Below are 22,597 nucleotides of genomic sequence, written 5' to 3'. Positions count from 1 at the left end.
TGGAGTGTGAAGAGTTGCTACACCCCACACCCCACACCCCACACGCAATCTGACAAAACCTTGGGTAAGATGAAAGACTGCCACGTTACAGCTTTCATTCATATGACAAGGAACGGCATCGGTATTCGCACGGCGCAATTGCGCCCCTCACGGCTAATTGGTCAAATTCACGTTTATGATGGCGCAGGGAAAGGCAAGTCACAAGCAGCTTTAGGAGTCGTTTTGCGCTCTATTGGTTTGGGGATAAATACTGCTAACAATTCTAACCGTGTTTTGCTGTTGCGGTTTTTAAAAGGACCAGAACGGGATTATGACGAAGATGGGGCAATTGCCGCGTTGCAACGAGGTTTTCCCCATCTCATTGACCAAGTTCGCACTGGTAGAGCAGAATATTTTGGATCAGACGAAATTACACCTTATGACAGGGCTGAGGCGGCGCGAGGCTGGGATGTGGCTAAAGGTGCGATCGCTTCAGGTTTGTATTCAGTTGTCGTATTGGATGAAATTAACCCAGTTTTAGATTTAGGCTTACTTGGAGTGGATGAAGTGGTGCGGACACTCAAATCTAAACCCCAGGAGTTAGAAATCATTGCGACAGGACGCGCAGCACCACAACAGTTGCTTGATATCGCGGATTTACACTCAGAAATGAAACCCCATGTCCACCCAACAGCAAAAGCACAGGGAATACAAGGTATTGAAATTTACACTGGTGCTGGGAAAGGCAAGTCTACGAGTGCCTTGGGCAAGGCGTTAAAAGCGATTGGTAGGGGAATCAATCATCCGGGGTCTACTCGCGTGTTGATTATGCAGTGGCTCAAAGGTGGCACTGGCTACACTGAAGATGCTGCTATAGCTGCTTTGCAACAGTCATATCCAGAGGTGGTAGACCATCAACGCTGTGGTCGAGATGCCATTGTCTGGCGCAACTCCCGTCACGAATTGGACTATGTAGAAGCCGAACGCGGGTGGGAAATTGCTAAAACTGCGATCGCCTCCGGATTGTATAAGACTATTATCCTAGATGAGCTGAATCCCACAGTGGACTTGGAACTACTACCAGTAGAACCGATTGTTCAAGTTTTACTTCGCAAATCCCGCGATACCGAAGTTATTATCACTGGTCGCTGCCAAAATCAGCCAGCATACTTTGACTTGGCTAGCGTTCACTCTGAGGTTTATTGCCACAAGCACTATGCCAATCATGGTGTAGAACTCAAGCAAGGGGTAGATTTTTAAATGAGTGATGAGTCAAAATGACAAAGAACTCACAACTGAGAACTCACAAGGAATTTTGCCCAACTGGGTGAAAAGTTGATCTAGCTGACAAGTAGATAAAATTCTTTGAGAATAAAACATTTCCTTGTTGAAACCTCTGATTTTATGGCATAGGGTTATTCTGAGTTCTGAGTTGTGTATTCTGAGTTCTTTTCATTTGTTTTGTCATTTTATGGATAACAATACACTTGACTTAATTACAGGGGGAGTGGCGATCGCTATTATCATAGGCGGCTTCCTGATGATGTTCACCACTGTTTTCACCAGCAAACGCAAATAAGACTTCATTGACAAACATTCAAAAAACAAGACAAACGCTATCTATGTCATAAGATGTGCAAACGCGATATTATGCAAAGTTTGTGAGTGTGACGAATGTCAAATATTTTTCCGCGCAAATCTCGTAACCAAAAACTAAAGCGAAAGCCCATCGGTTTGCTTTTAGTCATTTTGGCTTGGAGTCTAGCTATGGGATGGCTGTTAGCCTTGGCAACTCATGCCCAAGGTGCCACTCCTACCTCTGAGGTAGGAACCATTGACGTAGTGCCTGCACAATACCAGCTGGGACAACAATTGTACCTAGAAAACTGCTCTAGTTGTCACATTGCCTTACCACCGGCGGTTTTGCCTACCCAAACTTGGAAAAATCTTTTAGAAGACACCCAACATTACGGCGCACAGTTAAAACGTTTGGTCGATCCTCCACGTATTTTAGTATGGAAGTATCTTGCAGCTTTCTCCCGTCTCCAACTACAAGACGAGCAAACACCATATCGCGTCAATAGCTCTCGGTATTTCAAAGCTTTGCATCCCAGAGTCAAGCTACCCCAACCTGTGCAGATTGGCAGCTGTGTCAGCTGTCATCCCAGTGCTGTTGACTTTAACTTTCGTCGCCTCACCCCGGAGTGGGAAAACTCCCAGTGAAGAGGACTGGGGGATGAGTTAATAAATTTGTAGTGAGGACTTTAGTCCTCTTGGACGAAAACAAGGACTCTTGTCCTTATGTTTTTTCTTCGTTGCGACGCTTGTAGGACATACAATTCCAAACGTTTTTAATGATGTCGTTATTGATTGGTTGCCCTGTTTTGGTTGTAAAAACAAGATGACTGGGGCAGTAATCTATGGGTTTTGGTCGAATTTCTAATAAAGGAAGAGCGCTAATGACTACACACGGAGGCCAGCTTCGACCATCAGCGGATACAAATCGCGTGCGTAGCGGGAGATTCCTTCTTCGTAGTCGATCCAAGACACGGCGACTCCATCAACCCCCGCTGCGGCGATGTCGGACATGCTTTGGACCACTTGTTCCGGGGTGCCGACGAGGGGCGTCGCGAAGAATCCTCCAATGATTGCGGCGCCCATGCCCGCTCGATCATAGTCAGCGCTCTGCGAGTTTGGCACGAGGAGGCTGAGCGCAGTGGCTGCCGCCTGCCAGTCACCTTGCTCGTGAACCGCGTAATGGTAGAGAGCGCGTGCCTCAGCCTCGGTGTCGCTACAGACGATGTGTACGGCCCCGAATACGAGGATGTTACGGCCGGTACTGTGGTATGCATCGCTTTTGAGCGCTTGCACGGTTGGGGCGATGAGTGGCTGCTCTGGGAGAATGATGAAGTTAATGTTAGCGTGTTTGGCGGCGAAGGAACGGCCAGCGGGGCTGCCTCCAGCGCTCATTACGACCGGCGCCGGCGCGGCAAGCGGCGGCGGTTGCGAGAAGACCGCCCGCCCTGAGTAGAAGCGACCGTCGAAGTCGAACGGGTGGTCATTAGCCCACGCCTGCTGGACGAAAGTCATCCACTCGTCAGCCCGTGCGTACCGTTCGTCGTGCTCTTCTTGCTCGAGTCCGAACATGGCGAACTCGAGTGCGTTCCAACCGGCCACGACGTTAAGGCCGAAGCGGCCGCCGGCGATGTGGTCCACCGTGGCCGCCATCTTGGCTGCGGTGAGCGGGTGGGTCATCGGCACATGAACAGTGGCGAACAGGTCGAGGTTACGGGTGACGGCCGCAAGACCTGCAGCCCAGGTGAACGTCTCAAACGTTCGGTGCCGATCTGGTTGGTCTGACGCGCCCATGTTTTTCCAGCGTGCAACAGGAATGAGCGCGTCAAATCCGGCGGTGTCTGCGGCCTGCGCGATGCGCAGGCTCTCGTCCCAGGTCACCGATGGCGGGCCCGCGGCGTACGTGAGGTTAGTTCCGCCGGCGATATTGGCACCGAACACGGCGAGCTTGAACGGAGCTGGACCGTGGAGAATCCGGGACATGGTCATAGTGTTTACGTGGACTATCTGTTCGGGTGGTCCAGAGAGGCTGCGCGACGTCGCAGTTCCATACGCAGCACCTTGCCTATCGCATTCCGTGGAAGGTGGTCGACGAGGACAAAACGACTAGGGCGTTTGTAACTAGCCAATTCTGCGGCGCACAGCGCCAACAGTTCTGACGTGTCGAGTTCTCGACCTCTGCTTTCGATGAAGGCGACAGGCGTCTGTCCCCACGTGTCCGAGGGCGCCCCCACTACGGCCACTTGGCTGACTTGGGATGATTGTAGGAGCACTCGCTCGATCTCTGCGGGATAGACATTCTGACCGCCGCGCACGATCATATCGACGCGTCGATCAACCACCCATACGAAGCCGTCAGCGTCCTGGTAGCCCAAGTCACCGGTGGTGAGCCAGCCGTCGTGCATGATCTCGGCGGTCGCCCCGTCGTTCTTCCAGTAGCCCTGCATCAGGCTGTCACAGGCGACTTGGATCAAGCCGATCTCGTCCGGGCGTGTCGGCTCAGCGTGGTCGCCGACGATGCGGACCGAATAGCCGGGCATGGGCCGCCCAGCGCAGATACCGCCGTCATGCCCGGCGTTCGTGCGACCGTCCTCCGGCCACTTATGCAGCGCGACCCCCCCCTCGGTGATCCCGAAGATGGTGCGTAGCGGTGTGCCCAGGACATCGCGGGCTTGATTGGCCAGGTGCTCGGGCAAGGGCGCACCGCCGCTGATTAGGGACCGCAGCGAACTGTTTTTCAAGGTGCCAGCTTTGCGGTCTTGCAACAGCAACGCAATCATCGCGGGCACGAGCATACTACACTCCACCCGCCAACGCTCGACGGCATTGATGAGCGCGCGCGGTGTGTACGCGTCGAGGATGCCTACCACGCCGAGCGCGGCCAGGTAATTGAAGGCGATGACGACACTGCCGTGAAACAGCGGGGCCGCGTTGAGGTACACCGCGCCGGGCGCGACGCGGGTCTCTGCCGCCCAGGACAGCGCCTGGAGCTGCAAGTAACGCTGATCCATGACGACGCCTTTGGGCCGTCCCGTCGTGGCGGAGGTGTGGAACATCACAACCGGGTCGGTCATACGGGCTGGGCCGCGCGCGTTTCCCGGTCGGTCGGGGAGTTCGGTGACGGACTCGATCGGCACCGTGTTCACCGAACGGTTCAGCTCGACCAATCTAGCCCGGCCCGTCGTGTCGGCAACCACCGCCGCTGGGGACACCGCGTCGATGATGTAGGTCAGTTCCGAATCGGTCAACGCTGGGTTCAGCGGTACAACAATTACTCCTGTTAGCGCACCGGCGAAGTACGTCATGATGGTTTCAACGCGATTGCCACTAAGCAGAAGAACACGGTCCATCCGACCAGTCAGGGATTGAAGGACGCTGGCCAGCGCGCGCGCTTCGCGGTAGAGTTGACGCCACGTGACGTCTCGGCGAAGATCGCGCAGACAGATTTGGTCGGGCGCGCGCTGTGTGCCTCGGGTGAGGAGCTGCTCAAGCCACATATCATCCTCCAGTACGGTAACGGTGCAACATGGCGGCGAGCGCTTGCAGCGAGGTGATGGCGAACATTTCGTCATCATCGATCTCGATGCCAAGGTACGCTTCGCATAGATACAGCAACCGGATGATTTCCCCCGAGTTGATCCCTGCATCCAGGAACGTCATCTTGTCGTCAACTTGCGCGGCGAGTTCGGGCGTGTCTAAGGCGTCTGCTAGGAGACGACAAGCCTCATCGATGTAGAACGCACGCTCATGATCAGGCAGCATCATGACGTCGCTCCTTAGTCGCGCTGACTACACCAATCATCGGAAGTGGTTGGCCTCGATCATCGTACATGAGTGCTGATGCGTCCTCTGCAACACAGGGCAGGCAGCGGTTGAACCGACTACCCAAGCAGTGAGATGAGAATTCATCATGAGACGGCAGTCGCGATCCGCCAGACAACCCGGTTGGCATTGCGGCGAGCGTCACGTCCAGGGACTTCCATCGGCTATCCTCGTATACTTCGCACCAAGCGTGTTCACTGCCCACCAAGCCCAGAATGAAGCCACGTCGGGCACGGGATTGCACACCTGCAGCGCGTAAGCGATCCGCTAACACCCGGCTAGTCACCATGCAATCAGCCATGCCCAACTGCCACGCCTGCTCGTGCTCCGTGCGCAGCGGCTCACTGATAGCCTGATAAATGACCGCCCCTGAACGCAGGTGTTGAAAGATGTCTTCGTAGATGTCGTGCACAACTGGGTCCCGAATAGGGTCGTAGACGCCCTCTATCTCAACACTTACAGCATAGCTGCTAGACAGTTCAATACGACCGTCTATCGGCCATGGTAGTAACCCGCCGACGTAGGTGATCCCGGAACTTTCAAAGTCTGGAAGGCGAACCTTGTATTTTCCAGTTCGGTCATCTTCCGGGAGACGGACCGTTAAGGCCCACTGTTGCGATCCAAGCCATGTCGACCTTGACTGGCGAGAGAACCGCAAGAGAGCGAGCGCATTAAGCTCTGGAACCGTCACACCAGTGTTGGAGAAGCGGCCGACATTCATTACGTCGAAGTAGTCGAAACGCAGGCCTTCCTGGGTGTGCATGCTGGTCAAGCCATATTCTGTCAGCTGCACCACATCCTCGGGCGTACACCGGAGCATCCTAGACGCTGACTCAGGGCTTGTATGGTATGTGGCCCACTGTGGCGGCATACACCTAAACCGTGCAAGAGCAGGAGCGAGCTGCGCTACTGTCGTCAATGAATTCATTGGAAAACTCCTAAATTGCTCGATCAATGGATAATACCCACGGTTGGGGAATGTTCGTCAGATCAACCACCTGCTTGAGGCGATTATCTAGCGGGAGCTTTTCTAAACGTCCATCCTGCTGGTTCATTTTCTCTGTTTAGAGCAGAAAGACGCCTTACTAAAGGATTCACCCAATTTTCGCCTCCTTAACGGGACTTAAACAAAAATTAAGCCCAAATAAAGCCCAAACTAGCTTTATACAGCGGTTTGCAATTGGGTGAGGTACACAAAGAAATAATGAACCACAGATGGACGAGCCAGCGCCTTGCGGAGAGAAGTTGCAAGGAGGGTTTCCTCCTTTGCAAACTAAGCCCTGAGTCCTTACGGACACGCTGCGCGAACGGGGGGTTCCCCCCGTTGTGGCGACTGGCGTACAAATGGACACAGATGAATTAGTACTTCATTCAGATGAGAAGCGCTGTAAATGAGTTGTTACAACTACTATGCCATTATCTGTTTTACCGATTTCTCCGATGTATTGTCTTCCTACTCCATCAGTAAAATTACCACTTTTTCTGTGACCAGAATCATCAATTATCAAGCTAAATTCGCGACTAATCCTGGTTTGACTACACTTGTTCATGATCTCTAATCGAAGCTCATTGATCTGAGAATCAGACCACGGCGCTTCAATTAAAAAGTGGTGTAATCGATGGTATTCTACTCCTATAGCGTTAAAAGCCATTTGAGATAAGTTTTTCTCGCTTTCCCCCAATAATCCTTCTAAATAATGCCTAAACCCTCTTTTTTGGGCTTTATGAGTAAATGCTTTATCAAACTGTTGACACCATTTCTCAAAACACGGAGGCATACTTGCGGGGGTTGTCTCTTTCATAGGGTGTTACTTTGACGTAAAAGCTATGCCGCTAAAGCATTATACCTTAAATTAAGGGTTTCAGGTTTTGTTTTGGGAGCAATTTAGTAGCATTTTCCCAAAAACGCTACTAAATCGCTTGTATCTTTTCTCCTACAACGATTTCAACTCAAGCATTCTTCTTTATCCTCAATTATGGGCATCTCTTCCAACGAAATCACTCTTCCTTCATCCTCAAAACCAGCAATTTGATCAAAGTTTAAATACCGATACAAATTATCAGCAAAAGGATGAATCTTATTCGCCACAATGTCCAGATATTCCTGCACAGTGGGAATCCTTCCTAACAGCGCACAAACTGCTGCTAATTCAGCGGAACCGAGATAAACTCGCGCATCTTTACCCATGCGGTTGTTGAAGTTGCGGGTAGAAGTAGAAAACACCGTTGTACCATCAGCAACTCGCGCTTGATTCCCCATGCACAAACTGCAACCAGGCATTTCTGTCCGCGCATGAGCAGTATTAAAAATGTCATATACACCTTCTTGTTTGAGTTGGTGTTCATCCATGCGAGTTGGCGGAGAAATCCACAAGCGTGTCTTCACTGCACCTGCGCCTTCCAACACCTTAGCAGTGGCGCGATAATGACCAATATTCGTCATACAAGAACCGAGAAAAACTTCTTGTACTGGATCGTTAGCAACTTCCGATAATAACTTGACATTATCGGGGTCATTGGGAGCAGCAACAATAGGTTCTTTGATTTCGTTCAAATCAATTTCGAGAATTTCTGCGTATTCTGCGTCTGCATCCGCTTCCAAAAGCACGGGGTTTGCTAACCACTCTTCCATTTTGGCAACGCGACGCATGATGGTACGGGCATCTTGATAGCCGCGTGCTACCATGTTCTTCAACAGCACCACGTTGGAACGCAGATATTCGGAAACTGTCTCAACACTCAGCTTGATGGTGCAACCTGCACAAGAACGTTCGGCGGTAGCGTCGGTGAGTTCAAAAGCTTGCTCAACTTTCAAATCTGGCAAACCTTCTATTTCCATGATCCGCCCAGCGAAGACATTTTTCTTGTTTTGCTTCTCTACCGTCAGCAAACCTTTTTGAATTGCCACGTAGGGAATGGCATTCACAATATCCCGCAGGGTAACACCGGGTTGCAATTCACCTTTGAACCGTACCAAAACAGATTCTGGCATATCCAAAGGCATGACACCCAACGCCGCCGCAAACGCCACCAACCCAGAACCAGCGGGGAAGGAAATGCCCAAGGGAAAGCGGGTGTGGGAGTCGCCACCAGTTCCCACCGTATCGGGTAGCAGCATCCGGTTTAACCAAGAGTGGATGATACCATCACCAGGACGCAAAGCGACACCGCCGCGAGAGGCGAAAAAGTCAGGTAGTTCGTGGTGAAGTTTGATATCAACTGGTTTGGGATAGGCTGCGGTGTGGCAGAAACTTTGCATCACCAAGTCTGCACTGAAACCCAGACAAGCAAGTTCTTTCAATTCATCGCGAGTCATCGGTCCTGTGGTATCCTGAGAACCAACTGTTGTGATGATTGGTTCGCAAGATGTACCGGGACGCACACCAGGTAAACCGCAAGCTTTCCCCACCATTTTCTGTGCTAAGGTGTAGCCTTTGCCTGTATCAGCGGATTGCTGGGGACGGGTAAAGACGGTGCTAGGTTCTAAACCCAGTGCTTGGCGAGTTTTATCAGTGAGGGTGCGTCCTATGAGTAATGGAATGCGTCCTCCGGCGCGGACTTCATCTAGGATGGTGTCAGGTTTCAGGGTGAAGGTGGAAATCACTTCCCCAGCTTCATTGGTAATTTCCCCTCTGTAGGGGTAGATGGTGATCACCATGCCGGTTTCCATCTTGGTAACATCGCACTGGATAGGCAAAGCACCAGCATCTTCGGCGGTGTTGAAGAAGATAGGCGCAATAGTACCGCCTAAAATATATCCGCCCGCCCGCTTGTTGGGTACATAAGGAATATCATGTCCAATGTGCCATAACACTGAGTTAATTGCCGACTTGCGGGAGGAACCAGTACCCACCACATCTCCCACGTAAGCCAGGGGATACCCTTTTTTCTTCAACTCGGCAATCGTTTGCAGCGCACCAGGCATTTTGGTTTCCAGCATCGCCAAGGCGTGTAAAGGAATATCCGGGCGTGTGGTGGCGTGGGTTGCAGGGGATAAGTCATCGGTATTCGTCTCACCAGGAACTTTGAAGACAGTGACATTGATGAATTCTGGTATAACCGGACGAATGGTGAACCACTCAGCTTCTGCCCAAGAATCTATCACACGCTTGGCGAAGGGATCGGTTTTAGATAATTTCAAGATATCATGGAAGGCGTCATACACCAGCAACGTTTTGCTTAAGGCATTGGCGGCGTATGCTGCCATGGGTTCCTTTCCTTGTCCCCCCATCACCAGAGGCACTTCAGAAGATGATGATAGGGATACGGTGGGAGTTTGCAGCAGTTCGATTAATGATTGTACGTTGTAGCCACCCACCATTGTGCCCAGCATTTGCACGGCTTCGATAGGTGAAATGAGGGGGCTGGTGATTTCCTCTTTGGCAATCGCGGTGAGAAACCCAGCTTTGACGTAAGCTGCGGGATCGACTCCAGGGGAAACGCGATCGCGTAACAATTCCAGTAATGTATCCTCTTCACCTGTAGGGGGATTTTTCAGTAATTCGCACAATTGTGATGTTTGATTTGCATCCAATGGCAAGGGAGGAATTCCTAGTGCGGCTCTTTCGGCAACGTGACTGCGGTATGATTCCAGCATTCTGCTCTCCAAAATGATTTTGGTCAAAAATTTATCTGTGTTTACAATGACTTCCCAACGTTACAGGAGTTCTCCCTGAGAAATGGCGACAGGTGAGATCAACAGGCGAGAAGCCTCCCTAGTTTAAGTTTTTTGTCTGGCAAGGACTTATAATTATCACTGGATAGCGCCCTCGCTAGTCAAGCTCTTTCAAAATAGCTATGATTGCTTGCGGTTGTTTATTGTGTTGTCTACCTATTTATAAGATAAGATATTTGACTTATCCGTTGCATAGCGCTGCTCTTGTATATGCCCGAAACTTACACCGTTGAGATTAACCACCAAGGCAAAACTCATACTTTGCAAGTTCCTGAAAATCAAACCATCCTATCAGTTGCTGATGCAGCTGGTTTAGAGTTACCGAGTTCCTGTCATGCTGGTGTTTGTACGACTTGCGCTGCCCAAATTCTCTCCGGAAGTGTGGATCAAAGTGATGGTATGGGCGTGAGTCCACAACTTCAACAACAGGGCTATGTCTTGCTTTGCGTTGCCTATCCTCGTTCAGATTTGAAAATTGAAACAGAAAAAGAAGAAATAGTTTATCAGTTGCAATTTGGTAAATAATGTAGAGACGCGTCATTGTGCATCTATGGCGCGTCTCTACATGAGTTAGGAGTAAAAAAATGACAACCCATTTTATCACCGCAGAAATTGACCTACAAGAAACTCCCACGGAACTACAAAAAGTCATTGAAGCAGAATTGAAAAAACAGGGAGAACCCCTACGTTGGGCAATTACCTCTGTGGATGTTGAACAGCAAGCATGCACTATTGAAGCTGTTGTCACTACAGAAAGCTAATAGCAAATAGTGAGTCTTAGTAGATAGTGGATAGTGGATAGTAAAAAAAACAACTACCAACTACCAACTACCAACTACCAACTACCAACTACCAACTACCTAAGTTTCTAATTTCTTTGTGCGTCCATATACCGCTATCTTAATTGTACCTACCGGTGTTGGAGCAGCGATTGGAGGCTATGCAGGAGATGCATTGCCTGTTGCAAAAGCTGCTTCACAGGTTTGCGATCGCCTAATTACCCACCCCAATGTCCTCAATGGTGCTAGCTTATACTGGAACCTACCCAATACTTTCTACGTTGAAGGTTACGGGCTTGACAAATTTGCCGCTGGATGCTGGGGTTTGCGTCCAGTGCATCAAAATCGGATAGGTTTGCTTTTTGACCAAGGAATTGAACCAGAATTACGGCTGCGACACCTGCAAGCAACGGATGCAGCTAGAGCAACTCTGGGATTATCCATAACAGATTACGTCATAAGTGATGCACCGTTAAATGTAGAATTACGGACATCAGCATCTGGCGCAAGTTGGGGAACCATAGGCAACCCGGATAGTTTACTACGGGCGGCCCAAGTCTTAATTAAAAGGGCGGGGGCGGAGGCGATCGCAATCGTTGCGCGTTTTCCTGATACTGTTGATGAAGAGGCAGAGCAAAACTATCGCCAAGGTAAAGGAGTCGATCCCATCGCTGGTGCAGAAGCCGTGATCAGCCATTTGATTGTACGAACTTTTCAAATTCCTTGCGCCCATTCCCCCGCCTTCTGTCCCCCACCTCTAGATCCAAATTTATCTCCCCGTTCTGCTGCCGAAGAATTGGGCTATACTTTTTTATCCAGTGTGCTTGTTGGTTTGAGCCGCGCACCCCAGTTTATTAGGGCGTCTGATGAATTGTCCCAATCTGGCGATATTTGGGCTAATCAAGTTGATGCGGTGATTGTACCCGCAACCGCTTGTGGCAGTAGCGCCTTACTGAGTTTAAGTGAGAATAGGCGATGCCAAATTATTACGGTGGAGGAAAATCAGACTCAGGTAGATGTTCGACCCCAACCTTTAGGGATAAAATCAGTACAGGTAAACACATATTTAGAGGCTGTAGGTGTATTAGCCGCCCTCAAAGCAGGCATTAACCCATCTGCCCTTAGCCCAAATATATTTCCTTTGCAATCATTAATTGTAGAGACATGCCATGGCACGTCTCTACATTAAGTCGCCAACTCCCCCACTCCTCAGGTAAACTCCCGTGGCACAACAGCACAAGCAAGAGCCAGAAGTTCCCTATTTGACACGTACCCAGGTGCTAGTGGCGATGGGAGTGACTGCAATTCTTTTATGGATAATCGCCAAGGTGTGGTTGCAATTGGGTAACATTTCCTTAATGTCTTGGCGCTGGCACGAAAGAGAGTTGCTTTGGGGAGTCTTGTTAGGTTTATGCATCACTCTCTTGAGTGGCATAGCTTATCGCTTGTGGCTTCCTTACCGTAGAAGTGCCGATTATTACTTAGAAATGGTGCTAAAGCCCTTGGCAATGCCCGACTTGATATGGCTAGGGTTACTACCAGGATTAAGTGAAGAATTGTTATTTCGGGGTGTGATGCTACCAGCCTTTGGATACGACCATGTAGCTGTCATCTTCTCAAGTCTTTGTTTTGGTATATTACACCTCAGTGATACCCAACAATGGCCCTATGTCATTTGGGCAAGCGTTGTCGGATTATTTCTGGGTTATGGGGCGCTCCTCAGTGGTAACTTATTGGTGCCGATTGTTGCTCATATCATGACTAATTTGATTTCTAGCTATTTATGGAAAATTTGGCAATCTTAACAAAGAGTTGACACTCCCACGGCTACGTGAATATCGCGCTTTGCGCTCATTCCCGTAAAAAGCCGTGGGATTCTTGGTTCATTGACTCACCATTAGACAGCAGGCTTGCGCCAACCGCCCAAGAGGGCAAATCTCCCCAAGCGTAGGTTCCCGTGTGCCCCACGGTACTGAGTCCCCTTTTCAGGATGTTGATGGCGGCGTTCACGTCTCTATCCTCCACAAAACCGCAGTGTGGACAAACATGAGTCCTGGTAGATAGAGACTTTTTCACCTTCTGACCACAGTTAGAGCAATTCTGACTTGTATTGTGGGCGGGCACGGCAACTGTAACCTTACCGTACTTGTGCCCAAAATACTCTAACCATGAGCGGAAAGTTGACCAGCCCGCATCAGTGATCGATTTAGCTAGATGTCGATTACGTACCAAGCCTTTGACATTTAAGTCTTCATAGGCTACCAAATCGTTAGATTGGATGACGGAATATGCCACTCGTTTGCAATATTCTTTTCGCTGCCTACTTACTCTTAAATGCTTCCGAGCATATCGATTTCTGGCTTTGTGGTAGTTGGTAGATTGTGGTTTTTTGGCTTTCTTTTTAGCTGAATCGTACTTCTGAGATTCCTTGCGGTTGGCGCGATTTAATTGCTTTTCAGATTTGCGGTAAAACTGGGGAGATTGTTCTACATTGCCGTTATTGTCAGCAATAAAATACTTCAATCCCAAATCAATACCGACTATTTGACCTGTTGGTTGAGTCTCCACTTCCAGCTCAACATCAATTGCAAATTGAGCGTAGTATCCATCAGCGCGACGCACTAATCGAACACGTTTAATTTGCTTGATGTCATAATAGTTCAAGTCATAAGTTCCCTTTAGTTTCAAGGTTCCCATTCCCTTCTTGTCTGAAAAGGTTATGGCTTTACGATTTGTAGAAAGCTTCCATCCAGATGTTTTATATTCGACAGAACGGCAGTGTTTCTTCAACTTTGGAAAGCCTTTTTTCCCCGGAATTTTCTTCTTACAATTCTCGTAAAACCGAACTATCGCACTCCACGCACGCTCAGCCGCAGATTGACGAGCCATTGAGTTGAGTTGATCAGCAAAAGGAAATTCAGCAGCTAGTACGGCGCAATGTTTGTTTAATGCATACTTGTCAATTTTTTTATCTTTATTGTCCAGCCAAAGACGTAAACACTTGTTTTGGATGAATTGACTAGTGCGAATAGCATCATCTATCGCCCTATACTGTTTGTCTTTCCCTTTGATTTTAAACTCGTAAATTATCATCGGCTCGACCTAACCTACTACACCTTTATGCTAACACGGCGAGCATAATAGATGATGAAGATACAACAAAGATTGTTTGACACGGCAACTAAAGTTGCTTACGCTTTCATCCCAGGACTGAAGCCACTGGGTTTTCAGCTTCCGAAATATATAAGATTGCCATTTTATCCACCTTGATCGTGCCGACTCAACCAGGGTTTGATGTCAAAGACTAGTGGTCTATCGCATTTATTTTGAAGGCTTCGTAGTCAGCGCTTAAGCGCTCAAAGAATCTAGGACTAAAGTCCTGACTACGAACTTGTACAACCATCATAAATTAATGCGATAAACCACTAGCGCTAGACAAAATTTCTCTTAAGTTTCTTTGCTAGTTCACAGCGTCGTGGGTTTCAATGGCTGCGTGAGCTGAGTGAGTCCCCAAGCGTCGAGCGCAACGCGCTGTGCTTGTAGCTTGGCTTCGTTCACTGGAGAAAGCCCAAAATCGATAGCTCCTGCAATGGTTCGTAGGGGACGTTTTCCAGAAGGCATTGCAACTAATTCCGCCACGATGTCAGCAACTATTTGGGGGTCTTGATAGACTCCTTCAGAAGAGGGCTGGTCGACACCATCAAGCAACTGTCTCGCTATTTCAGCTACGGTTCCGTATTGGGCGAGACGTTCTTGATCTTGCGGACCTTCCAAGCTTGTAGTCAAGTTTGTCTGGAAAGGTCCTGGCTCAATAATCACAGAATCAATGCCCAAACTGAACAATTCATAGTGGTACGACTCAGCCACGGCCTCAAGTGCAGCCTTGCTGGCACAATACAAACCGAAGAATGGGAAAACCAGACCACCTGCTAGTGAGGTGACATGAACCAGCAGTCCATTGCCTTGCTGTCGCATATAAGGTAGCACAGCTCGGTTCATCCGGACTACGCCAAAGAAGTTAACTTCCATTTGTCGTCGCACCTGCTCTAGAGTATATGCCTCGGTGATACCCCCATACATAACTCCTGCATTGTTGACAAGCACATCAATGCGTCCTGTCTGCTCAACAATCCTCTTCACACAGTCTTCTACGGAAGCATCTTCCGTTACATCAAGCTCCATCACATGCAGCGACAAGCCTTCTTGCTTGGCTGTATCTTGCATTTCAGCACTTACGGTACTATTACGCCCAGTAATGGCTCGCATGGAAGCAAAGACTGTATGTCCTTGTCGAGCTAGGGTAAGAGCAGTGAGACGACCAAATCCATGACTACTTCCGGTAACGAGAATAACTTGCTGTACAGCCATTTTATGGACTCTTTCTTTATTTTGAAAGTGAATAGGGTGAGTTAACTTTTTTAATGAACGGCTGGAACTTCTGGTTTAGCTGAAGTATCAGCTAAATTTAATTTGTGAACGATATAGCTTTTGAACACGGGTTTGTAGGTTTGTGGCGATCGCTTTACCACCCAGCTATGATCAGCATCTGCAATAGTCCTTTGGCTGTGGGAGGCTGGTGCTTTCCAAACACTACCCTCCCAATGTACGATCGCCTTAACTTCAGCTTGTTCTGATGTAGCGGAAACATTGATTTCTTTCAATTGATGAATTTCATCAAAGTATAGATTAACACTGCTTTCGTACCATTGCTTAAACTCTTGGCGATTATGTAAGGTTTGGCTAGGAAATTGCATCTTAAAGCCTTCTTCGTCAAAGGCAAAGAAACGATCATATTCTTCAACTGGGGCGTGAGCGTCCAGTTTTGCGTAAAAATCTGTTACCAGTTCCCTAATTTCTGACTCGGTGACTGGTGCTAATTTCGGCAGATTCCCGTCTCTTTCTTGAATAAACTTAACTATTTCCGGGATACGTTTGGGAAGAAATTCTTTGAGGGTTTTAAGGGCTTCAGCGCGTTCAGAGCGGTTTTCACTTTGCAACACAAACTCTACAATAATCGTAACTTCTGCTTGATCGCCAACTTCACGGGCGCTGAAAGTGACATTGTAAAGAGTGAACAGCGGAGTCGCCTCTGGTATATCCATCCTCCAGACATGATTTTTTTTGTCGTTCAGCAGCAAGCGATCGCGAACGATGGAACCCATAAAATCAAAGCGGACTATAGCTCCTGGAGTATTTTTCGGTTTTCCAAACCCGGTTTCCAGTTCCACATTTGTGCGTCCACTGAAGGAATTGAGAAACGTCAGGTAATCATCAAAGGCAGACCAAAATTTGTCAATAGAAAATGGAACCATTTGCACATTTTTTAATGATATCCATGTGCCGTATTCCAGTTCATCTGTGGTATCCATGTTAATTGTTGAAGTCATTTTTTCATCTCCATTAAGTAAAATAAAAAAGTCAACAGACTAATTTCATCCAAGATTTTCCGTGTTGAGTAGACCTCTTGCATAAGTAAATAATTATCTGCGTTTATCTGCGTTTATCTGCGGTTTCATAATCCAATTCAGGACTTTTGCAAGAAGTCTAGTTAAGTGGAAAATACTTGAAAAATAGAGCGTCGGTTTATTTATGAATTAACTCAATCATTTCTGACCCGACGCTCCAGATATTAGCTATTCAAGCGAGAACGAAGACTATTCAAATCAAAACCTAACTTTTCAAACTCTCCTCTTTTGCTTTCAATGAGTTCTATCAGTTGCGGTGGAATGTCTCCATCTTCATTTTTGAGCATATACCCGTAATCAAAATTAGTCAGCATATTAGAAACAGCAAGAATAATACTTGCTACCTCACGACCGGGTAATACACTCTCATCATCTTCATCTCCCATTGAGCCATTTCGCAACAAGTCGCCGTACTTTAATTCACCAAATTCAGGATTATGCTCGTTGTGAATCCAGCTATGCCAAAAAGTACATTGGTAAATAACATACCTACAAACTTGTTTGAGGTTGGCGATATCTTGTGCTGAAGGTTCCTCTGATGAAGTAATTGGTCTAACAGCTTTTACTTCTCCATCAATTTCTCGACGTGGATTTGATGAATGTTCAATTTCATTTAAATCGTACCATTCATCACCATCATCTACTTGCTCCATCGTCTGAGAAACATAAGGAACACTATGTTCCACTAAATCCTCAGATAATCTCAAAATTTCGTCCCAATTTCTGACTATTTCCTCATGATTAGCGGCAAAAAATGCATCTACATGATTGGTGAGAATATCCCAGTATAAATTACCGAGTTTCGCAAAAGTATGTGACTCACAAAGCGGCTTTCTTGGTTGCCAATCTGTCCAATCATAGCTTCCCATATTTGATCGCACCCATTTCAACATATCTGGGTTAACAATGATCGGTTCTAGCTTGGCAAAAAACCCTTCATTTGGGTCCATTAATATTTGGCGACCAAATTTATTAATATGAACAACTTCTTTGATATGAGGGTACAAAAACTCTCGAAGAGGATTTTTTCTGATATTTCGCAAGAAAGCGATCGCATACTGTTCCATATTAAAGTGACACTGACTCAGGTGTCCCTTTACCTCACCTAAAACACCCAAATGAGTAGCACGAATCACCCGTTTAGCTTGCAACCACTTATTACCATCCGCTGGTATATAAGTCTGTGGTGCTTTCATAGGTGGATTTGGCTGAGTGCAATTATCTTCCCGAAACTGGAGCGTAATTTCAACGGGTAATAATTTTTCATCTTTTAATTCAAACTTGACTTTGTAATTAGGCAAATCTATCTTGCCAGTCAGTTCAAATTGTTCTCCATTAAAACTTGTCGTGTACAAAGAAGGATTGTCTTTATCCTTCTTAAATATAAGAGGGTTAAAGCCATTCAGCATTCTTAGCCCAAAGAATTCATCGCTTCTCGTATAACCCTTTTGTCCTTTTTCTAAGATGAGAGTTAATGTTTCTGGGAATGACTTTTGTATCTCCTCGTATGATGGCTCATTCGGATTTTTGCGATTCCGTTGGATTAAGTCAAGCATGACCTTGCCAAATTTAGCTACGGATTGCATTGTCCTAGCATGAGCATCTGGCGCAAAATCGTTTCTAATAGACTTTGGCAGCGCATAAGAAAAGAGGCGATAATCTGGGTCGTACTCGTAATAAGAGAGTGGCAATACCCCAAACTCATAAATTTCTGCTGTTACGTTCTCATCCCCCTTAATTACTTCAATTAAATTTCTCGTTTTGCTTGTTTTTCCCTCGATAATCGCCGTTTGACTAGGATCAAAAATTCTTAATTCCAAATCTGGTGCATCCCCAAATCCACCTGCCTTGGGGTCATAGTATATTGCAAAATTTCCTGTTTTATCAGTGACACCATTTGCCAAATAATCCTTAAAACCAAATGGATCTCGCTCCCACAACTCCACCTCTAAATTGGGTATAGGTGTTTTCAAATCAGAATGTACTATTTTACCAACAACCTTACGCGATTGCTCAATTGACTTTCCCTTTAACTCAGCTTTCAATTTCAAAAGCTCGCTTAAAGGTAAGTTGGTTAATACCTTATATGTCAACCGTTCTAACTCGGTATCAGTGTATTGCTTTAATGAGACTTCGCCGGAAATTATTCTTTGGATTAAGTCACTCATATATGGTAGTCCTTTTGGAAAGTTTAAGGTTTTCTTAATGGCTTTTTGTCTGTGCTTTTTGGCGCTCCTCGTCGAGATTCTGTTCGTCATCCCTACCTAGAATCTCTGCAAAGGTTTTGCCATTCCAACCAACTAAATGCATCGTGGTAAATTCTTGAAAAAAGATGTACATGCGATTGGCAGGTACCTGAAATTTATTCAGTAAAATATTGCTAATGCCTTGTGTTAACTGGCTGGTAATATGTGCAGGCATACTAGCATTGAGAACCTGCACAATAGCTGCTGGGGTTTCAGAATCACTACCAAAGGAAACGTTACTATCGGTGTGAACAACAACCGATATCATTTTTACTGGATCTCCCTTTTTTATATGAATTTCTTCAGTAATTTGAGTCATGACATCTTCAATGACTTGCTTATTAAAATGATGATTAGTTTCAATTCTTACGAAAGGCATCTTGGTTTTCTCCTCAAGAATTGTCTCAAAATCACTACCGTACCCTTTGAGTCGGGTAAATCTTGGTTTTCTAGGAACACATTTAATTCATATCTGTCTTGAAAGCCCTAACTTAATCTACAAACTGATCTGACACCATTCCAAATTTTGTGGAAGCAAAATCAACTTATGCCCTTGGGAGAGTGGTGGACATAGGTCTTAAACTCGCTCCCCTGACATCTATGGCTTTATATGTGGAAGCAAAATCAACTTATGCACTTGGGATGCTGGACATAGGAGCCATCAAAAACCTAACCCCCCTTCCCTACAAGTCCTAAGGGGGGCGCTCGCATGATTGCGCGCCCTACTGCCCAACTGCACTCCGTGCGGTTGCCTTGCTCTGAAGGAGCAGGGCAGTATACGGGCGATCACTACCTCTGCATAGTCGGGCTTTACTGCTTCAGCTGGAGGCAAAATGATACTATTAAAACAGTTTAAATTTAATCTGAAAACTAAAACTAATCATTTAGTAAACTTATTGGCTAGTTATCCTGCTGTTTTTTAGCAAATTCTCATGTACAACCCATCCCAAACAACAAAGGCGAGGCAGCGCGCCCTTCGGGCTTCCCGAGGACAGTTCTCAGGAGGATAACCCTGCCGGAAGAAACTGTCCGTCCTGCTGAAAGCATAGCCGCGTGGTTCCCCCGAGTGTGCAAACTGCCGCTTGATTGGGTTAAGAGTTTATAATCAATCCCAATCCTTATAATTCCCATCCTCCTAGATTCTGTATAATCTGCCATGCTAAAGACCTTGTTGGGCGACCCCAACGCTCGTAAACTTAAAAAATACCAACCTTACATTACAGAAATTAACCTTTTAGAGGAAGAAATAAAAGCCCTCCCGGATGAAGAGCTAAAGGGCAAAACAGCAGAGTTTAGACAGCGCCTGAAGAAAGGCGAAACTTTAGATGATATCCTGAGCGAAGCGTTTGCTGTAGTACGGGAAGCAGGACGGCGAGTGTTAGGGTTGCGGCACTTTGATGTTCAACTTTTAGGCGGTGTCATCCTGCATACAGGGCAAATTGCCGAAATGAAAACTGGTGAGGGCAAAACCCTAGTTGCAACATTGCCAAGTTATTTAAATGCTCTGACTGGAAAAGGCGTACACGTTGTTACTGTGAACGATTACCTGGCTCGTCGGGACGCAGAATGGATGGGACAGGTGCATCGCTTCTTGGGATTGAGTGTGGGGCTGATTCAGCAGAGCATGACCCCAACTGAACGCCAGAAAAACTACGGCTGTGACATTACTTATGTCACCAACAGCGAGGTGGGCTTTGACTACCTGCGCGATAATATGGCAACAGACATCAAAGACGTAGTGCAGCGCCCGTTCAATTACTGCGTGATTGACGAGGTAGACTCTATCCTAGTTGACGAGGCGCGGACTCCGTTGATTATTTCCGGACAGGTAGAAAGACCAACGGAAAAATACCTCAAAGCCGCCCAAATTGCAGCATCTCTGACAAAAGACGAGCATTACGAAGTGGATGAAAAAGCTCGTAACGTGCTGTTATCTGATGAAGGCTTTGCCGAAGCAGAACAGCTTTTGGGAGTCAAAGATTTATTTGACCCAGAAGACCCTTGGGCGCACTTCGTTTTCAATGCTATTAAGGCAAAAGAACTGTTCCTCAAAGACGTCAACTATATTGTCCGCAACTCTGAAGTCGTCATCGTAGATGAATTTACTGGTCGAGTCTTGCCAGGACGACGTTGGAGCGATGGACTGCACCAGGCAATTGAGGCAAAAGAACGAGTAGAAATTCAACCAGAAACTCAAACCCTAGCAACCATTACCTACCAAAACCTGTTCTTGCTTTATCCAAAACTCGGTGGAATGACCGGAACGGCAAAGACGGAAGAAGTCGAGTTGGAAAAAATTTACAAACTCGAAGTTACGATCATTCCGACCAACAGAACCAGAAGACGCCAAGACTTGTCTGATATGGTCTTTAAGACCGAACCGGGCAAGTGGGGAGCAATTGCCAAAGAATGTGCTGAAATGCACACACTCGGCAGACCAGTGTTGGTGGGGACGACTAGCGTGGAAAAATCTGAATATCTCAGCCAGTTGTTAAGGCAAATGGAGATTCCCCACGAACTGCTCAACGCTAGACCAGAGAACGTGGAGCGCGAAGCAGAAATTGTCGCCCAAGCAGGACGCAGAGGTGCTGTGACCATTGCTACCAACATGGCGGGTAGAGGGACTGACATTATCCTGGGTGGTAATGCCGAGTATATGTCACGTCTGAAGCTGCGGGAATACTTCATGCCTCGGGTTGTTAAGCCAGAAGATGAAGATATGTTCGGTATCCATAGAGCGTCTGGTTTACCGTCCCCGGGAACTGGAGGAGGTCAAGGCTTTGTCCCTGGAAAGAAAGTGAAAACTTGGAAAGCTTCGCCACAGGTTTTCCCCACTCAGCTTTCTAAAGAAACGGAGAAACTCCTCAAAGAAGCAGTGGACTCTGCTGTGCGGGAGTATGGCGATCGCAGCTTATCAGAACTGGAAGCAGAAGACAAAGTCGCTGTGGCGGTAGAAAAAGCCCCAACAGACGACCGCGTCATTCAGAAGTTGCGCGAAGCTTACAACCGTATCAAGCATGAGTACGAACAGTTCACAAGTCGTGAACACGATGAAGTCGTGGAATTAGGCGGTTTGCACGTCATTGGTACAGAACGCCACGAGTCGCGACGGATTGACAACCAGCTGCGGGGACGAGCAGGACGCCAAGGCGACCCTGGTTCGACAAGATTTTTCCTCAGCTTAGAAGATAACCTACTGCGGATTTTTGGTGGCGATCGCGTGGCACGCCTCATGGATGCCTTCCATGTAGAAGAGGATATGCCCATCGAATCCGGAATGCTCACCCGCAGTTTGGAAGGCGCTCAGAAAAAAGTCGAAACCTACTACTACGACATCCGTAAGCAGGTGTTTGAGTACGACGAGGTGATGAACAACCAACGCCGTGCTATCTATGCCGAACGCCGTCGGGTGCTAGAAGGGCAAGACTTGAAAGAACAAGTCATCAAGTACGCCGAAAAAACGATGGATGACATCGTTGACTTCTACATCAACCCAGACTTACCCTCAGAAGAGTGGGAATTAGATAAGTTGGTTGATAAGGTCAAAGAATTTGTCTATCTGTTGGAGGACTTGCAGCCCACTCAATTAGAAGATATGGGAATGGGCGAAATTAAAGCCTTCCTCCACGAACAAGTGCGGATTGCTTACGATCTCAAGGAAGCCCAAATTGACCAAATTCAGCACGGATTAATGCGGCAAGCGGAACGATTCTTTATCTTACAGCGCATTGATACCTTGTGGCGGGAACACCTGCAACAAATGGACGCCCTGCGTGAGTCCGTGGGATTACGGGGTTACGGTCAAAAAGACCCGCTGATTGAGTACAAGAGCGAGGGCTACGAATTATTCTTGGATATGATGACCAACATCCGCCGAGATGTGGTTTACTCCTTGTTCATGTTCCAGCCCCAGCCTCAAGCAGTAGCGCAACCTTCGGAGATGGTTTGAAGCTTTTAGCGATTAACAATTAGGCGGGTAAAGGTTTATCTAAGAACCTTTGCCCGTTTTTTAGTGTGACTATTATTGAACTCTCGCTTTTGTTGTGATTGCGCGAG

The 22,597-nt window shown here is 47.3% G+C and carries 17 protein-coding genes and 1 pseudogene; 7 read left to right on the top strand and 11 right to left on the bottom strand.

Going from position 1 to position 22,597, the window contains the following annotated elements; translation table 11 throughout:
* The first annotated feature begins 102 nt into the window (after window positions 1-102).
* Together MAS10914_RS0102805 and MAS10914_RS0102800 are read left to right on the top strand one after the other, a co-directional pair.
* Window positions 103-1,239, top strand: a complete 1,137-nt coding sequence (locus MAS10914_RS0102805) for a cob(I)yrinic acid a,c-diamide adenosyltransferase (RefSeq protein WP_017314382.1) — start codon at window positions 103-105, stop codon at window positions 1,237-1,239.
* A 414-nt stretch (window positions 1,240-1,653) separates the two neighbouring features.
* Window positions 1,654-2,202 carry a cytochrome c gene (locus MAS10914_RS0102800; RefSeq protein WP_017314381.1) on the top strand — a complete coding sequence of 183 codons (549 nt, stop codon included), beginning with the start codon at window positions 1,654-1,656 and terminating at the stop codon, window positions 2,200-2,202.
* A gap of 240 nt (window positions 2,203-2,442) precedes the next feature.
* Here the strand turns inward: MAS10914_RS0102800 and MAS10914_RS29450 are convergent, their stop codons facing one another.
* The 6 genes and pseudogenes from MAS10914_RS29450 to acnB all read right to left on the bottom strand — a co-directional run bounded on the left by MAS10914_RS29450 (window position 2,443) and on the right by acnB (window position 9,973).
* Window positions 2,443-3,543 (bottom strand): LLM class flavin-dependent oxidoreductase, encoded by a 1,101-nt coding sequence (locus MAS10914_RS29450; protein WP_017314380.1) that lies wholly within the window; start codon window positions 3,541-3,543, stop codon window positions 2,443-2,445.
* Between the two features lie 14 nt (window positions 3,544-3,557).
* The gene (locus MAS10914_RS31960; RefSeq protein WP_017314379.1) at window positions 3,558-5,051 is read right to left on the bottom strand and encodes a class I adenylate-forming enzyme family protein; all 1,494 of its coding nucleotides are present in this window, start codon (window positions 5,049-5,051) and stop codon (window positions 3,558-3,560) included.
* A 1-nt stretch (window position 5,052) separates the two neighbouring features.
* Complete coding sequence (locus MAS10914_RS0102785; protein WP_017314378.1) at window positions 5,053-5,319, bottom strand: acyl carrier protein; 267 nt, start codon at window positions 5,317-5,319, stop codon at window positions 5,053-5,055.
* Window positions 5,306-6,169: a transglutaminase domain-containing protein gene (locus tag MAS10914_RS29440; RefSeq protein WP_198014955.1), complete on the bottom strand. Its 864-nt coding sequence runs from the start codon at window positions 6,167-6,169 to the stop codon at window positions 5,306-5,308. Before MAS10914_RS29440 ends, MAS10914_RS0102785 begins: the two co-directional genes overlap by 14 nt.
* A 595-nt stretch (window positions 6,170-6,764) precedes the next feature.
* Window positions 6,765-7,178, bottom strand: a pseudogene (locus MAS10914_RS29435) (transposase); the annotation flags it as partial.
* 143 nt (window positions 7,179-7,321) lie between these two features.
* Complete coding sequence (gene acnB / locus MAS10914_RS0102765; protein ID WP_017314374.1) at window positions 7,322-9,973, bottom strand: bifunctional aconitate hydratase 2/2-methylisocitrate dehydratase; 2,652 nt, start codon at window positions 9,971-9,973, stop codon at window positions 7,322-7,324.
* Window positions 9,974-10,261: 288 nt separating this feature from the next.
* On the opposite strand from acnB, the gene MAS10914_RS0102760 reads away from it, so the two are divergent.
* From MAS10914_RS0102760 to MAS10914_RS0102745, 4 genes are all read left to right on the top strand, one after another.
* Complete coding sequence (locus MAS10914_RS0102760; protein ID WP_017314373.1) at window positions 10,262-10,576, top strand: 2Fe-2S iron-sulfur cluster-binding protein; 315 nt, start codon at window positions 10,262-10,264, stop codon at window positions 10,574-10,576.
* Window positions 10,577-10,635: 59 nt separating this feature from the next.
* Window positions 10,636-10,812 carry a hypothetical protein gene (locus MAS10914_RS34855; RefSeq protein WP_017314372.1) on the top strand — a complete coding sequence of 59 codons (177 nt, stop codon included), beginning with the start codon at window positions 10,636-10,638 and terminating at the stop codon, window positions 10,810-10,812.
* Between the two features lie 118 nt (window positions 10,813-10,930).
* On the top strand, window positions 10,931-12,019 hold the full coding sequence (locus MAS10914_RS0102750) for a DUF3326 domain-containing protein (protein WP_017314371.1): 1,089 nt from the start codon (window positions 10,931-10,933) through the stop codon (window positions 12,017-12,019).
* Window positions 12,020-12,053: 34 nt separating this feature from the next.
* Window positions 12,054-12,635, top strand: a complete 582-nt coding sequence (locus MAS10914_RS0102745) for a CPBP family intramembrane glutamic endopeptidase (protein WP_017314370.1) — start codon at window positions 12,054-12,056, stop codon at window positions 12,633-12,635.
* A gap of 46 nt (window positions 12,636-12,681) precedes the next feature.
* Here the strand turns inward: MAS10914_RS0102745 and MAS10914_RS0102740 are convergent, their stop codons facing one another.
* The 5 genes from MAS10914_RS0102740 to MAS10914_RS0102720 all read right to left on the bottom strand — a co-directional run bounded on the left by MAS10914_RS0102740 (window position 12,682) and on the right by MAS10914_RS0102720 (window position 18,920).
* Window positions 12,682-13,923: an RNA-guided endonuclease InsQ/TnpB family protein gene (locus MAS10914_RS0102740; protein WP_017314369.1), complete on the bottom strand. Its 1,242-nt coding sequence runs from the start codon at window positions 13,921-13,923 to the stop codon at window positions 12,682-12,684.
* Between the two features lie 372 nt (window positions 13,924-14,295).
* Window positions 14,296-15,198 (bottom strand): SDR family oxidoreductase, encoded by a 903-nt coding sequence (locus tag MAS10914_RS0102735; protein WP_017314368.1) that lies wholly within the window; start codon window positions 15,196-15,198, stop codon window positions 14,296-14,298.
* A gap of 50 nt (window positions 15,199-15,248) precedes the next feature.
* Window positions 15,249-16,217, bottom strand: coding sequence for a hypothetical protein (locus MAS10914_RS35285; RefSeq protein WP_017314367.1), 969 nt, complete (start codon window positions 16,215-16,217; stop codon window positions 15,249-15,251).
* A 242-nt stretch (window positions 16,218-16,459) separates the two neighbouring features.
* Entirely contained in the window at window positions 16,460-18,463 is a 2,004-nt protein-coding gene (locus MAS10914_RS0102725; protein WP_017314366.1) for a lipoxygenase family protein, read from the bottom strand.
* A gap of 34 nt (window positions 18,464-18,497) precedes the next feature.
* The gene (locus MAS10914_RS0102720; RefSeq protein WP_017314365.1) at window positions 18,498-18,920 is read right to left on the bottom strand and encodes a phenylpyruvate tautomerase MIF-related protein; all 423 of its coding nucleotides are present in this window, start codon (window positions 18,918-18,920) and stop codon (window positions 18,498-18,500) included.
* Between the two features lie 777 nt (window positions 18,921-19,697).
* Here MAS10914_RS0102720 and secA point away from each other — a divergent pair.
* Window positions 19,698-22,490: a preprotein translocase subunit SecA gene (gene secA, locus MAS10914_RS0102715; RefSeq protein WP_017314364.1), complete on the top strand. Its 2,793-nt coding sequence runs from the start codon at window positions 19,698-19,700 to the stop codon at window positions 22,488-22,490.
* Window positions 22,491-22,597 lie beyond the last annotated feature (107 nt).

The organism is Mastigocladopsis repens PCC 10914 (assembly GCF_000315565.1).
Classification (GTDB): Bacteria; Cyanobacteriota; Cyanobacteriia; order Cyanobacteriales; family Nostocaceae; genus Mastigocladopsis; species Mastigocladopsis repens.
Note: the sequence above shows the minus strand (reverse complement) of the source record. Positions and strands in the feature narration are given on the sequence as shown.